Genomic DNA, 12,856 nt, shown 5'->3' on the forward strand with positions numbered 1-12,856 from the left:
CGGTGGCCTACGACGCGGCTTCGAGGAGGCGGCGCGCGCGTTGCTCGCAGACGATCGTGCGAATTGCGGCGAACCGATTGCCAGCCGGGCCGTCCGACGTCCGCGCCCCTGCCTTCGCGCCCGGCTTCGGCACCGCGCTGTGAGCCGCGCTGTCACCCACGGGGAACGCCGATGACGACCTTCGACCTGAACGCCGGCGCCGTCGCGCCGGTTGCGCATGAAATGGAGCTCACCGCGCTGCGCGTGACGGGAACGGTGCCGGACGATCTCGATGGCGTGCTGGTGCGCAACGGCCCCAACCCGCTGTCGGGGCGATTCGAGGGCGACGGTGTGCTGTCGTGGTGGCCGGAGGCCGCGATGCTGCATGGGATCGCATTCGAGCGTGGCCGAGTGGGCGGCTACCGTAACCGCTGGCTGCGCACGCAACGATGGGCGCGCGCGCATGCGCCAGAAAGTATGTCGACGTGGCCGGATACCAATCCGAACGTCAACGTGATCCGGCACGCCGGCGAAACCCTCGCGCTGGCCGAAGGCGGCGCGCCGCTGGCAATCACCTCGACGCTCGACACGCTCGGGCCGGCGCGTCGGCATCCGGGCATCGCGACGGGCATGACCGCGCACCCGAAGATCGATCCGCGCACTGGTGAACTGGTGACGTTCCGCGCCGACTGGAAGGCGCCGTTCCTGCGCTATGGCGTGTCCGACGCGAGGGGGGAACCGACCGTGGACGTCGAGATCGCGCTGCCGGCCCCGTCGATGATGCACGACATCGCGATCACCGAGACGTACAGCATCCTGCTCGATCTGAACGTCGGCTATGACTTCGCCATGCTCGCGCGCGGACACCGGATGCCGTTGCGCTGGCATCACGAACGCGGCTCACGGCTGGGTGTGATCCCGCGTCACGGCGGCGAGGTGCGATGGTTCGAGATCGCGCCGTGTTTCATCCAGCATGTCGTCAATGCCTATGACGCGGACGAAACGACGATCGTGCTCGATGCCGTCCGCTATCCGTGGTTCCTGCGGCTCACGGCAGACGGCGGTGCGTTCGAGGACAACCCGGTCGGGGTGCTGTGGCGGTATCGGATCGACCTGCAGTCGGGGACGGTCGAGGAAACGCAGGTCGGCGAAGACGGGATCGAGCTGCCGCGGATCAACGAGCAGTGGACCGGCCGGCCGTATCGGTATGGCTATGCCGCCGAGCAGCCGACCCCGGTCGAACTGCGCGGGATCGTGCGGTACGACTGGCACCGCGGCACGCTCGAACGGTATGCGGTGCCGCCGGGGGATCAGAACAGTGAGCCGGTGTTCGTGCCGCGACGGACAGCGACGGCGGAAGATGACGGATGGTTGCTGTGTTGCGTGTACCGACGCGCGACCGATACCAGCGACGTGATTGTGCTGAATGCGTGCGATCTTGCTGCCGGACCGGTTGCGACCGTGCATCTGCCGACACGGATTCCGGCCGGGTTCCATGGTGCGTGGTTGGCGCATCAAGGTCGAAGCGTTGCTTGAACGTCGGGCGCGCGTGACGCTCGGGTGCTGGCTCGGCGGCTCGCGCATGCGAGGAAGACTCCGCCGTTCGGGGCCGCCACCCGCCAGGGCACGGCGCTGCCCCCACCGCATGCCAAAGCGCCCCCCACCAATGGGTGGCCGGTAGCGCGTGCAATACCAGCAGCGAACGCATCCGATTGCTGTACGCTGTGCGTTCCTGAGGAGAGGAGGAGAAGAGGAGCAATGGTGAGCCATGTCTTTTCTGTCGATTGGTCGACGCTGCCCGCACCCACTGACGACGGCGCGGCCCGACACCTGCCGGGAAAACCGCTGCCGCACGTGGCACTGACCTCCACCGACGGGGATGTGGTCGATCTCTCCCACTTGAGCGGCCGTACGGTCCTCTACGCATTTCCGCGCATGCACCGTCCCGACCAGCCCATCACCGATGGATGGTTCACGATTCCTGGCGCGCCTGGTTGCACGCCTCAGTCTTGCGCATTTCGTGATCACGCGAAGGAACTGGCAGCTGCGGGCGCGGCGCACATCTTTGGCTTGTCAACGCAAGACACCGCGGACCAGCGTGAAGGGGCGAAGCGCCTGCATTTGCCCTTTCCCTTGCTGTCCGATCACGAGCGGGCCTTCACGAACGCGCTGTCCCTTCCCACCTTCGAAGCGGGCGGCAGGGTGCTGCTCAAGCGTCTTACCTTGATCATCCGGCAGGGCGTGATCGAACATGTGTTCTACCCCGTCTTTCCGCCGGACCAGAACGCCGAAGACGTCCTCAACTGGCTGCAGCAACAACGCAACTGACGCGTTGGAATCCATTGGCCGATCCCGCTTCCGTGCATTGCAGAGAGTGGATCCGCGCGGCGGAGCAGGGCGTATCTCAGCGATCGGGACCGGCCACCAGTTGATCTGCCGGCAACCGCCGCGACAGCGCGCGATATCCCGATCGCCGCGAAAGCTGGCCGAGAAGGCCGTTAGTATGATTGACCACCCTACCTGCCATCGAGGTGACCAATGGAAATTACTCCCCCCGCTACGTTGGAAGAATGGAATGCATCCGGTGCGGAATACCTGCCCGGTCTTCTTGGCATGACCTTTACCAAAGTGGAGCCAGATGAGGTAGTGGCAACGCTTGAGGTGCGCCGTGCCTTGGGCGCCTGGAATGGCTACCTGCATGCGGGAACGGTCGTGTCGCTCGCGGACACATGCTGCGGCTACGGAACCGTGCGCAGCCTGCCGGCGGGCGCCAGCGGATTCACCACCGTGGAACTCAAGAGCAATATGCTGGGAACGGCCCGCGAAGGCCTCGTGATCTGCACCGCGCGCCCCATCCACAAAGGACGCACCACCCAGGTCTGGGATGCCGAGGTTCGTCGCGGTAGCGACAATGCCCTGATCGCCAGCTTCCGCAACACGCAACTGATCCTCTGGCCCAAAGAGAAGTAAGCGGGGCAACCCGGCAGCCATCGCCATCGCCATCGCCTTGTCGGCCGGCGTGGTGCGCTTGGCGCTGGCCATGACCGCTGCCGATCGTCACGTCTCGCTTGCCTTCGACGGCGCGATCGATGCGATACCAGCCGTGCCTGGTCCGTCCGGTCGACCGCGAACCCACCCTGGCAAGCTCTACACCGATCAGGGCGGATGTCTCCGGGGATGACGCCGCATGGCGCCGTCGGTATCGGCGCACGCGCGGCATCCGTCCACGCAGCGCCGGTCAACGCGCCAAATTGACGCGCCGGAAGATCCGGTGCAAGCTTTCATCATCTTCCGCCCCGCACCGGAGCCCGCCATGACCTCCCCAGCCTTCCGAGCGTTCAAGGCAAACCTGGCGATGTTGCTGCGCGACATGCCGATCGGGACCACCGCCGATTTCTCCGACGTGGCCGTTGCCTACTGGAATGGCACACAGGTGGCCGGCGCCTATTTGCGCGACGGCGGGCGGCTGGATGAGGACTTCGAGTTCGACGAGAACGCGTGGGAGAGCTGGCAAGACGAACTGGCCGGCTGGCAGGCCAACCCGACCTTCACCGAACGCCAGGAACTGAAGGCCCGCCTGCAGCACGCCGCCGAGCGCGCCGGGAAGCGCGCTGCATAACGCGTTGCATCAGGCGCTGCACAACGCGCCGCGGAGCCCCCCATGCGGTTGGAATCCTTCTCCTTCGGCACCATCCGTATCGACGGCGTCACATACGACCACGACGTCATCATCGACCACGGCAAGGTCCGCAAACGCAGGAAGGGCCCCTCCAAGCCGTTCCGCGAAGCGTTCGGCCACACGCCGCTATCGATCCAGGAAGACATCCCCTGGAACTGCAGCAAGCTCGTGGTCGGCACCGGAGCCGGCGCCTTGCCGGTAATGGACGAGGTGAAGCGCGAGGCCAAAAGGCGCCATGTCGAGCTGGTCATCCAGCCGACCGCCGACGCCATCGAGACGCTCCAGGCCAACCCCAAAGGCGCCAACGCGATCCTGCATCTCACCTGCTAGCGCCGCCAGCCGTGCGCGCCGGGAGACAGGCGTCGGGCGGCGCGCATTCCGGGTATCCCGGCAGGTCACACCCCGTCTCGCCACGTGCGGAGTCGCGTTCGATCGCATCCGCATGGTGCGCCGGAACGTATAGTGAAGCAGGAGGAGGGGAGGCCCCACTCTCAGGAGATGCCGCCATGAAATTCATGATGACCTTCCATTGGGCTCCGGATACGGAGCAGCGCGCCGAAGCCATCGAGCGCTTCCTGCGAACCGGCGGGGTGCCGCCGGAGGGCGTCCGGCTGCTGGGCAGATGGACCAGCGCCGATCTCGGGTCGGGCTTCGGTCTGCTCGAAACCGACGATGCGGCCAAGCTCACCGCGTTCGCCTATCAGTGGAGCGACCTGATGGAACTGGAGATCATGCCGGTCCTGGAAGACGCCGAGCTGGCCGCCGTCCTCGGGCGGGTCGCCAGGACGTAGGGCAGGCAACCGAGCAGGCGCTTGTTGCGTAGCAACACGGCGCAGAAGCGGGCGACATGACGGACGCGGACCGGGTTGGAGCATGGCAGCAAGCGTGATGTCGGGAGTCGAGGCGGATCGATACGCTTCACGCAAATTCGCACTACATCCAGGCAAGAAACGTCCGTAAAAAGGATTCGATACCTAGAAGCTCCACCAGCGAAATCTGGAGCCAACAAACAAGAACCGGCGACGCCTGACCATGCTCACTTCCATCTCTTCCCTTGGCAACGGGGAACTGCCCTATTCCAACGCACCGAAATCCTCGGGGCAGACACAGCCCGCTTCCACTGAGACTGCGTCTTCTCTCGATGCACTGCTGAAGCGCAACGAAGAAACCCGTGCCGCGTTGAGCCGGCTGAGCCAGGATGCCTCCGCCAGCGAAAAGGCTTATGCCAGGAAGCGCCTGGAGCAACTGGAAGAGATGATGCGCCGCCTGTACATGCTCGGGTTTCCGCCGAAAGTCCTTGCCGAGATGGCGAAGGAATTGAAAGGCATTGTGAGTCAATACACGGGGGCAGGAGACCAGCAGGCTCCGGCGGTATCCCAAAGCGAGGCTTCAGGATTCACGCTGTCCGGTGGAGCGGGTGCGGGCGGCGCAGATCCCAGCACCAGCGGTGGCGGGCTATCCGACACCAACCTGACCACAAGCCAAATGTCCGTGGATACCTCGACGCTGGGCGCTAACAGCCACGCCAATGCCTACCTGGAGATCGCAAGAACAACCTCCGCCAGTAGTGATGCCGTTAGCGATGCTGATTTCATGGCCCGCGCCAAAGCCCTGGCAGAGCGACTCAAGGCCATGCTGAAGCAGCACGGCACGGAAACTTCATCGCAGACGATTGACTTGCCGGCGCAGACGTGACCGCCCAGCCAATGCGCGCGGCAACGATGCCGGCGGGGGAAACGGCCGACTGCGCTGCCAAAGGCACCACCTGGCCCTTCCACTGGCCCGATTCACGCGTGGCAATCACCAGGCGTTCCCCCAGGCCAGGCGCGGCGGCTATCAACTCACCGCCCGCGGCCCAGATTGCGCTGCGTCCCGCGCACGCCCAGCCGCCGGTCATGGCACCGTGGTTGGCAAGCAGGACGGCCATCTCGTGGTCTACAGCGTAGCTCCGCAATCTCTCGCTCTCCGCCGGATACGACTTTGTCGAGATGACAGAACCCACGGCATACACGTCTGCGTTCGACTCCGCAGCACGGGCGGCATGCGCCGGCTGGAGGGAATCCGCACAAACAGCGAGCGCGACCGAGGCGTCCCCGACCGTCAGGGGGAGACCACCGTCACCAGCGGTGAAGGCAACCTCTTCGCCAGCATGGAGATACTGCTTGGTGTAGACGCCAACAGAGCCGTCGGGCCGAAGCACCAGGGCAGCAATGAAAACGCTGTCATCGTCGGCAGACCGCAGCGGCGCACCGACCACAGCCGTCATGCCGCTGCGGCGTGCCTGTTCGCGGAGCGGGATCAACGAGTGATCATCCGGCCGAATCGCCAGCTCCCGCGCCATCGCCATTTCATATCCCGTCAGCGATAGCTCCGGAAACACAAGAAGCTGGGCGCCATGGCTCTCCGCCACCTGCATGGCGCTCAGATGGCGCGAGACGTTGGCGGGGATATTGCCAGCGAGGGAAATCGACTGAGCTGCGGCGATGGTCAAGGACATGGCCAGGAGTGTGTTGGGCTTTGTGGGCATGCAAAGCGCAGGGGGTGTAGAGGGATGAGTCTCTCACACGTTGCTTTGGTCGGTTGGGGCCTCTAGTGTGATGGGCTCTTGCCTTCGGCTTCTTGCTACGCTCAGCACGGGAAAACGCCGACTACCCTATCCAGCGAGGCTGCCATCCGACAATACATTTGAATACGATTGAATTGTATGGAACAATTCGTTGGCCATGCCGCCGCGACAGCTGCGGACAAGGCAGCATGGCCCTGGGCGCAGCGTATTGGCGCCGACGACGCATATGCCGATGTCCCGAGTCCGCGCATTCTTGTGCCAATACTGCCGCGAGGGCCGATCGATGATCCTGCCGGTGTTCGACGACGCTAACGCTGCCGACGTCCGTCAATTGTTCGGGGCGCCTGCGCTCCAGTCGAGCGAGCACAGCAGATGGGATGGGCTATCTTTCGAGCTGCGCAGCGGCGAGACTGCCTTTTCGCCGGTTGAGCACGTCGTCGAGAACCCCTGCTTTATGGTCAAGCTCGATCCCGGCACGCGCGCAGAGCGCCGCCTGGACGGCATCTGGCACAGCCCGGACGGCCCGCTCAGGTAGGGGAGAGCAACGATGCTGGTTTCAGACTACATTCTCGATGAGGTTGCCATGCAATTCGGAAACGCTGTGATTGCCCCAGGGCATACGTTTCACCGCGATCTGTTGGTGACGCGCGAAGACATTGCCAAGTTCGCCGGGCTCTGCGAAGACTTCAATCCTCTGCACCACGATGAGGACTATGCCAGGACGACCCGGTTCGGCTCGATCATTGCAGCCGGCCCGCACATCATGAGCCTGTTCACCTCGATGGTGGCGACGCACTTTTCTGAGATCACGCCAATGGTCGGCGTCGATTTCTCCTTCTCCTTCCTGTCCGCCATCCGCGCCGGTGACACGCTGCGCATGCACTGGACCGTATCGGCTCTGACGCCGAGCGAGAAGATGAAAGGCACCCTAGCGCAACTGGAAGGCGAAGTCCGCAATGCCAAAGGCATTGCCATCAAGGGGAAGGGGCTGGTCCTGTTGATGGACAAGCTCTGAGCGCCGCCGGCGCAGGAGTCCGCTGCGGCCGGGGCGAAGCGCTCGGTGGTGGACGCCCACCGCCAAGCTACCGCTCGCCACGCCGGTCCGCAACGGCGAAGCGTCGCAAGCTGGCGCTACCTGGTGGTGGTAGTGGATACCAGCACCTTGCCGTGCGCCGCCTGAAGTCAAGGCCTTGCACCGTCGGGCAGGGCATCCACTGCTTGCAGGGCAAACTCCTCGATGACCCCCATTCCTCCTGCCCCTCTTCGACAATCTCCAGGCCATCGCCGGGAAACCTGGAATAAGTCAGTGCAAGAGACTCGCGTCTATCGCAGATGCATGTGCCGGTATTGATGACGATCGGGCCTTCTGGCTCAACTCGTAGACCAGCCTGAACGGCCCGGCCTGGTAGCTTGCGTCGTGAAGGGCATCGTGATCCCCTTCTGGCCAGGACTTGCAGCCTTATCGATGGCGCAATTTGGTCTCGTGCCATTGCCATCCACATCGCCAGCCGCCAGAACGTTCTTCTCAAAGATCGGTACGAAATGAAGGAAATCCCTCCACAGGAACCAACACTACTGACAGGAAATGACAGTAGTGTCTATTACGATTTAAGGCTCTGTGGGAAACCATGAAGAAGGACACTTCAATGACTCGTGCCATTACTATTCTCACCGAAGATTTCTCCGATTGGGAAACCGCCCTGATCAATTCCACTGGTCGTGCCTATTACGGCTTCGATACACGCTTTGCCACCCCCGATGGCGCCGCAGTTACCTCCTCCGGAGGCATGATCGTCACCCCGCACTTGGCGCTCGAAAGCATCCTGCTCGATGAGCTTGACCTGCTAATCGTATGTGGAGGTACTATCTGGAAAACAGATATGGCCCCAGATATCGCAGCGCTTGTTGCCGCTGCCCATGAAAGAAACATCGTCGTCGCTGGCATTTGCGACGGTACCCGTGTGCTGGCGCAAGCGGGCGTGCTCGACAACCTCCGCCATACTTCCAATTCGGCAGAAAACCTGTCGGAACTGAACTATCGCGGAGCCTCTCACTATCAGGATGTTCCTTATGCAGTTGCCGATCAGCACGTCGTCACAGCTCCCGGCACTGCCCCGGTCAGCTTCATGGCCGAAATCTTGCGCACCTTGGGTATAAGTGACGGGAACCTCAAAGCCTACCTCGCGATGCACGCGGCCGAGCACCGCAAGCCTGCCTGATGACCGTCATTAGGATTGGTTCAGTGAAATCAATGAGTTGAAATCAGATTTGTGGGGCGATCATGCCACGCGAAACCCTGTTCGATCGGTATCGAAGACTCGGAATGCCGGAAGCCTGGGCCCAAATCGTGATGGGCCACTTACTGCCACATAGCAGCCATACCTAACGCTCGACGGTCTTTGAGATGTCAAGCAAGCTTGGAAAAGCCGGGCGATTCAGCAGGCGTGTATTGTGTCGCGCCACCGACGGCGCGACCTGGATGACTGGTCGCGATGACCGCGTGGACGTCACGCCGTGGTGAGCCGCTCCTTGGCCAGCCTCGTGCCTTCTGCCAGCGCTTCCAGCTTGCGCCACGCCACGTCCCGCGCCATCGGCGCCAGGCCGCAGTTCGTGCACGGGAACAGCCGCTCCTTCGGCACGAACTCCAGCGCCCGGCCGATGGTGTCAGCCACTTCCTCGGGGGTCTCCACCACGTCGCTGGCCACATCGATCACGCCGACCAGCACGTCCTTGCCGGCCAGCAACTTCATCAGGTCGGGCGGCACATGGGAGTGGATGCATTCCAGGCTCACCTGGTCGATGCGGCTGCGGGCAAGCGCGGGGAATACCGCCTCGTACTGGCGCCATTCGTCGCCCAGGGTGCTCTTCCAGTCGGTATTGGCCTTGATGCCGTAGCCGTAGCAGATGTGCACCGCGGTCGTACAGGTCAAGCCCTGCGCCGCGCGTTCGAGCGCCTGCACGCCCCAGTCAGCGGCGTCCTTCATGTAGACATTGAACGCGGGTTCGTCGAACTGGATAATGTCCACGCCATCGGCCTGCAGCGCGAGCGCTTCCTGGTTGAGCAATTCCGCAAACGCGAAGGCCATCTTGACCTTGTCGCCGTAGAAGCGGTCTGCCACGGTGTCGACAATGGTCATGGGGCCGGGCAGCGTGAACTTCAGCTTCTTCTTCGTGTGCGCGCGCGCCAGCTGTGCTTCGAACGCATGCACGCGGCCCTTCAGGCGCAGGGCCGAAACCACCTGCGGCACCATGGCGTCGTAGCGGTTGTCGCGGATGCCCATCTTCACCTTGTGCTCGAAGTCGATGCCCTCGACCTGCTCGAGGAAGCCGTGCACGAAGTGCTGGCGCGATTGCTCGCCGTCGCACACGATGTCCAGGCCTGCGTCTTCCTGGGCCTTGATCCACAGCAGGGTCGCGTCGGCCTTGGCCTGGAGCAGTGCATCGCCTTCAGCCCTCCACTGAGGCCAGAGTTTGTTGGTTTCAGCCAGCCAGGCTGGCTTCGGCAGGCTGCCGGCGATGGAGGTTTCAAACATCTGAGGGTTCCTTTCAAGAAAGATGGGTGTGGCAAACGTACTTCGGGACCGTTCTGCCAGAGCAGCCACGGGATGGTGTGTGATGTGAGGCAGGACGGCAGGCAGCGCCGATGCGAGTGCCGCCAGGCAGCGATATTCGCTCCGGCGCGCTGGGCCGACGAGATGCCGGAAGAATGGCCTATGTATGCTGGCCGGTCAGAGCGCGAAATCGGCAGCCCATCGTTCAAGGACGCTCTTGTATGGCTTGATGAAGTGCTCCTCGGCAAATTTCCCCTGCTTGACAGCCAGCTGGCTGCGTTCTTCCCGGTCGTAGACAATCTGCGTCAACGAGTAATCCTGGTTCTTCAGGCTCGGTTGATAGAGATTCCCTGCTGCAGAATTGGCGTTGTAGATTTCGGGGCGATAGATCTTCTGAAAGGTCTCCATGGTGCTGATGGTGCCGATCAACTCGAGATTCGTGTAGTCGCCCAGCAGGTCGCCGTGAAAGTAGAACGCCAATGGTGCAACGCCATTCGGGGGCATGAAAAACCGAACCTGCATCCCCATTTTTGCGAAGTACTGGTCGGTTGAGGACAGTTCATTCTGTTGGTACTCAACACCCAGTACGGGGTGCTTGTTCCCGGTTCGCCGATAGGTCTTGCTGGTCGAGGCGCTGATGCAGATGACAGGCGGCTTGCTGAAGCGCTCCTTGTACGCGCTCGAGTTGGCAAATTGCTGGAACAGCTTTCCATGCAAGTCGCCAAAGTTGTCTGGCGTGCTGAATTCCGCTCGCTGGGCGTTGTACTCCGGAAGCAAGACGCTGAAGTCGTAGTCGCGCACGTAGGAGGAAAAGTTGTTCCCCGCGATACCGTCGATGCGCTTGCTCGCAGTCTTGTCGAGAATGCTGGTTTTCAGGATCTCGATCAGCGGGAATGCATTGCTGCGGCTATCGGTATCAATATTCATCTCGACAGAGATGATCTCGAGTTCGACAGCGTAGCGGTCTCCCGTCGGATTGTCCCAATGCGCCAACTCATTGAAGCGATTGTCAATCATCCTCAGCGTGTTGCGCAGGTTCTGTTGCCGACTCCTTCCTCGAGCCAGGTTGGCAAAGTTGGTGGTGATGCGGGTGCTGTCCGATGGGCGATAGTTCTCATCGAAACAAATGCTCTTGAGGTGAAAGGTAAGTTCTTGGTTCATTGTGATCTCATGACCTAATCTCTGAGAGAAAAGCCGATTCCTGTTTCAGGCCACAACCACTTCATCGGCCAGAGAGGGCCTGGCGTGGTGCGTCAATTTGACCAACGGCAATGCCCGTTGGACCGCCAGTCTTGCCCGCTCGATCAGGGCCTCGTCCCGCAGGCGGTAATCCACGAAATCCTTGTCGGTCGCGTAAACGCCCAACGGCAATGTGCGTGCTTGGAAGAAGCTGAACAGCGGCCGCAACTGGTGGTCGATCACCAGGGCATGACGTTCGCTGCCGCCGGTGGCTGCCAACAGAACGGGTTTGTCGATCAAGGCATCCTGGTGGATGAAGTCGAAGAAATGCTTGAACAGTCCCGTGTAAGAGCCGCGGTAAACCGGTGTTGCCACCACCAGGACGTCCGCTTGCTCGACCGCTGCAAGTTCGCGCTCCACCGTATCGGGCAGCTGGGAACGCCAGACCGCGCCGGCAAGCTGCGGTGCGAGGTGGCCCAGTTCGACCAGGCGTTGCTGGCACGGGATTTCGTCGGCGATCAGATCCAGCAGGTGCTCTGACAGGGCTGCAGCCTTGGAGGGGCGTTGCAGTCCGCCAGAAACCGCTACGACTCGAAGTGGACGTGTCATTTTTGCCTTCAGATGGCTGCAGTCGAACAATGGGAACGCATGGTATGGATGTGTGTCGATGAAGTAAAATGGTTTTATTTCACCAATCCATGAATGGGAATCATGTGAATGCTTGAGCGCATCCATCTCAGCATCGTTCAGCAGGTCGAGAAGCAAGGGTCGTTGACGGCCGCCGCCGGCGTACTGAACCTGACCCAGTCGGCCCTGAGCCACAGCATGAAGAAACTAGAACAGCAGCTGGGCGCCGACATCTGGCTGCGCGAAGGCCGAAGCCTGCGCCTGACGCAGGCCGGCCAATACCTGCTGGCGGTGGCGAACCGGGTGCTGCCGCAACTGGACCTGGCCGAAGAGCGCCTGGGCCAATTCGCGCAGGGCGAGCGCGGTGCGCTGCGCATCGGCATGGAATGCCATCCCTGCTACCAATGGCTGCTCAAAGTGGTTTCCCCCTATCTGGCCGCATGGCCCGACGTGGATGTGGACGTCAAGCAGAAATTCCAGTTCGGCGGGATCGGTGCGCTGTTCGGCTACGAGATCGACCTGCTGGTCACGCCCGACCCGCTGTTCAAGCCGGGGCTGAAGTTCGAACCCGTATTCGACTACGAGCAGGTGCTGGTCGTGGCCAAGGACCATGCCCTGGCTTCGGCGGCCTATGTGAAACCCCAGCAGCTGACCCGGGAAGTGCTCATCAGCTACCCCGTGGACATCGAGCGCCTGGACATATACAGCCAGTTCCTGTTGCCGGCCGGTGTCACGCCCAGGCGCCACAAAGCCATCGAAACCACCGACATCATGCTGCAGATGGTGGCCAGCGGCCGCGGCGTGGCTGCCCTGCCGCGCTGGCTGGTCGACGAATACGCGGCCAAGATGGACGTGGTGCCTGTGCGGCTGGGCGCGCGCGGTATCGCCAAGCAGATCTTCCTGGGCGCACGCGAAGCGGACACCGCCATTGACTACGTGCGGGCCTTCATTGAACTGGCCCGCCAGCCCGCAATTGCCACCAGCACTGCCATGGCCCAGGGAGCCAAGGGCTGAACACCGCCGTCGAGCGCAAAACGCCTCCGCTGCCCGGCGGCCACGGCAAGGTGCTGCTGCATTCGGGCTGCGCACCCTGCGCAGTCAGGTGGTCACCAGTTCCTTGGGCATTTCGCGCTGGAAGAACATGCAGCAGCAGATCAACGACTGCGGCGTGCGTGCGGCGGCCAAGTCCCCCCGGCCTGATGTACTGGGAATACAACCGGCGCAAGGGTGGCGGCTCCGCGCGGATGCTGGAGATCAGCAAGCGCGAGAACTCCT

At 62.5% G+C, this 12,856-nt stretch carries 15 protein-coding genes and 1 pseudogene; 12 read left to right on the top strand and 4 right to left on the bottom strand.

What is annotated here, in order from left to right:
* Positions 1-171: 171 nt before the first annotated feature.
* The 7 genes from BKK79_RS00360 (at position 172) to BKK79_RS38615 (ending at position 5,353) form a co-directional block, all read left to right on the top strand.
* On the top strand, positions 172-1,515 hold the full coding sequence (locus BKK79_RS00360; protein WP_071036704.1) for a carotenoid oxygenase family protein: 1,344 nt from the start codon (positions 172-174) through the stop codon (positions 1,513-1,515).
* Between the two features lie 222 nt (positions 1,516-1,737).
* Entirely contained in the window at positions 1,738-2,307 is a 570-nt protein-coding gene (locus tag BKK79_RS00365; protein ID WP_071036705.1) for a peroxiredoxin, read from the top strand.
* Between the two features lie 210 nt (positions 2,308-2,517).
* Complete coding sequence (locus BKK79_RS00370) at positions 2,518-2,949, top strand: PaaI family thioesterase (protein ID WP_071013049.1); 432 nt, start codon at positions 2,518-2,520, stop codon at positions 2,947-2,949.
* Positions 2,950-3,166: 217 nt separating this feature from the next.
* Positions 3,167-3,598 carry a hypothetical protein gene (locus BKK79_RS00375; protein ID WP_232346240.1) on the top strand — a complete coding sequence of 144 codons (432 nt, stop codon included), beginning with the start codon at positions 3,167-3,169 and terminating at the stop codon, positions 3,596-3,598.
* Positions 3,599-3,640: 42 nt separating this feature from the next.
* The gene (locus BKK79_RS00380) at positions 3,641-3,988 is read left to right on the top strand and encodes an MTH938/NDUFAF3 family protein (protein WP_071013047.1); all 348 of its coding nucleotides are present in this window, start codon (positions 3,641-3,643) and stop codon (positions 3,986-3,988) included.
* 176 nt (positions 3,989-4,164) lie between these two features.
* A complete protein-coding gene (locus BKK79_RS00385) occupies positions 4,165-4,449 on the top strand; it encodes a DUF3303 domain-containing protein (RefSeq protein WP_071013045.1) in 285 nt (94 codons plus the stop codon).
* Between the two features lie 241 nt (positions 4,450-4,690).
* Entirely contained in the window at positions 4,691-5,353 is a 663-nt protein-coding gene (locus BKK79_RS38615; protein ID WP_157128317.1) for a hypothetical protein, read from the top strand.
* Here BKK79_RS38615 and BKK79_RS00390 read toward each other — a convergent pair.
* Positions 5,283-6,155 (bottom strand): carbon-nitrogen hydrolase family protein, encoded by an 873-nt coding sequence (locus tag BKK79_RS00390; protein ID WP_084084824.1) that lies wholly within the window; start codon positions 6,153-6,155, stop codon positions 5,283-5,285. The two genes, BKK79_RS38615 and BKK79_RS00390, sit on opposite strands and share 71 nt — an antisense overlap.
* Before the next feature lie 352 nt (positions 6,156-6,507).
* Here BKK79_RS00390 and BKK79_RS00395 point away from each other — a divergent pair, with 352 nt between their 5' ends.
* The 3 genes from BKK79_RS00395 to BKK79_RS00405 all read left to right on the top strand — a co-directional run bounded on the left by BKK79_RS00395 (position 6,508) and on the right by BKK79_RS00405 (position 8,443).
* Entirely contained in the window at positions 6,508-6,759 is a 252-nt protein-coding gene (locus tag BKK79_RS00395) for a hypothetical protein (protein WP_157128318.1), read from the top strand.
* A gap of 12 nt (positions 6,760-6,771) precedes the next feature.
* Entirely contained in the window at positions 6,772-7,239 is a 468-nt protein-coding gene (locus tag BKK79_RS00400) for a MaoC family dehydratase (protein WP_083384083.1), read from the top strand.
* A gap of 613 nt (positions 7,240-7,852) precedes the next feature.
* Positions 7,853-8,443 (top strand): DJ-1/PfpI family protein, encoded by a 591-nt coding sequence (locus tag BKK79_RS00405; RefSeq protein ID WP_232346241.1) that lies wholly within the window; start codon positions 7,853-7,855, stop codon positions 8,441-8,443.
* A 288-nt stretch (positions 8,444-8,731) separates the two neighbouring features.
* Here the strand turns inward: BKK79_RS00405 and BKK79_RS00410 are convergent, their stop codons facing one another.
* From BKK79_RS00410 to msuE, 3 genes are all read right to left on the bottom strand, one after another.
* Positions 8,732-9,757, bottom strand: coding sequence for a methionine synthase (locus BKK79_RS00410; protein WP_071013036.1), 1,026 nt, complete (start codon positions 9,755-9,757; stop codon positions 8,732-8,734).
* Positions 9,758-9,952: 195 nt separating this feature from the next.
* Positions 9,953-10,936, bottom strand: a complete 984-nt coding sequence (locus BKK79_RS00415; RefSeq protein ID WP_071036709.1) for a DUF1852 domain-containing protein — start codon at positions 10,934-10,936, stop codon at positions 9,953-9,955.
* A 45-nt stretch (positions 10,937-10,981) separates the two neighbouring features.
* A complete protein-coding gene (msuE, locus tag BKK79_RS00420) occupies positions 10,982-11,563 on the bottom strand; it encodes an FMN reductase (RefSeq protein WP_071013032.1) in 582 nt (193 codons plus the stop codon).
* 108 nt (positions 11,564-11,671) lie between these two features.
* On the opposite strand from msuE, the gene BKK79_RS00425 reads away from it, so the two are divergent.
* Positions 11,672-12,595: a LysR family transcriptional regulator gene (locus tag BKK79_RS00425; protein WP_071013030.1), complete on the top strand. Its 924-nt coding sequence runs from the start codon at positions 11,672-11,674 to the stop codon at positions 12,593-12,595.
* Between the two features lie 91 nt (positions 12,596-12,686).
* Positions 12,687-12,852, top strand: a pseudogene (locus tag BKK79_RS42100) (epoxyqueuosine reductase QueH); the annotation flags it as partial.
* Positions 12,853-12,856: the final 4 nt, after the last annotated feature.

The sequence above is a fragment of the Cupriavidus sp. USMAA2-4 genome (assembly GCF_001854305.1).
GTDB classification, from domain to species: domain Bacteria; phylum Pseudomonadota; class Gammaproteobacteria; order Burkholderiales; family Burkholderiaceae; genus Cupriavidus; species Cupriavidus malaysiensis.

Bases quoted from the DNA above. Each gene is read 5' to 3' on its own strand.
- BKK79_RS00360 (WP_071036704.1), top strand. From the start codon at position 172: ATGACGACCTTCGACCTGAACGCCGGCGCCGTCGCGCCGGTTGCGCAT.
- BKK79_RS00365 (WP_071036705.1), top strand. From the start codon at position 1,738: ATGGTGAGCCATGTCTTTTCTGTCGATTGGTCGACGCTGCCCGCACCC.
- BKK79_RS00370 (WP_071013049.1), top strand. From the start codon at position 2,518: ATGGAAATTACTCCCCCCGCTACGTTGGAAGAATGGAATGCATCCGGT.
- BKK79_RS00375 (WP_232346240.1), top strand. From the start codon at position 3,167: ATGGCGCCGTCGGTATCGGCGCACGCGCGGCATCCGTCCACGCAGCGC.
- BKK79_RS00380 (WP_071013047.1), top strand. From the start codon at position 3,641: ATGCGGTTGGAATCCTTCTCCTTCGGCACCATCCGTATCGACGGCGTC.
- BKK79_RS00385 (WP_071013045.1), top strand. From the start codon at position 4,165: ATGAAATTCATGATGACCTTCCATTGGGCTCCGGATACGGAGCAGCGC.
- BKK79_RS38615 (WP_157128317.1), top strand. From the start codon at position 4,691: ATGCTCACTTCCATCTCTTCCCTTGGCAACGGGGAACTGCCCTATTCC.
- BKK79_RS00390 (WP_084084824.1), bottom strand. From the start codon at position 6,155: ATGTCCTTGACCATCGCCGCAGCTCAGTCGATTTCCCTCGCTGGCAAT.
- BKK79_RS00395 (WP_157128318.1), top strand. From the start codon at position 6,508: ATGATCCTGCCGGTGTTCGACGACGCTAACGCTGCCGACGTCCGTCAA.
- BKK79_RS00400 (WP_083384083.1), top strand. From the start codon at position 6,772: ATGCTGGTTTCAGACTACATTCTCGATGAGGTTGCCATGCAATTCGGA.
- BKK79_RS00405 (WP_232346241.1), top strand. From the start codon at position 7,853: ATGAAGAAGGACACTTCAATGACTCGTGCCATTACTATTCTCACCGAA.
- BKK79_RS00410 (WP_071013036.1), bottom strand. From the start codon at position 9,757: ATGTTTGAAACCTCCATCGCCGGCAGCCTGCCGAAGCCAGCCTGGCTG.
- BKK79_RS00415 (WP_071036709.1), bottom strand. From the start codon at position 10,936: ATGAACCAAGAACTTACCTTTCACCTCAAGAGCATTTGTTTCGATGAG.
- msuE (WP_071013032.1), bottom strand. From the start codon at position 11,563: ATGACACGTCCACTTCGAGTCGTAGCGGTTTCTGGCGGACTGCAACGC.
- BKK79_RS00425 (WP_071013030.1), top strand. From the start codon at position 11,672: ATGCTTGAGCGCATCCATCTCAGCATCGTTCAGCAGGTCGAGAAGCAA.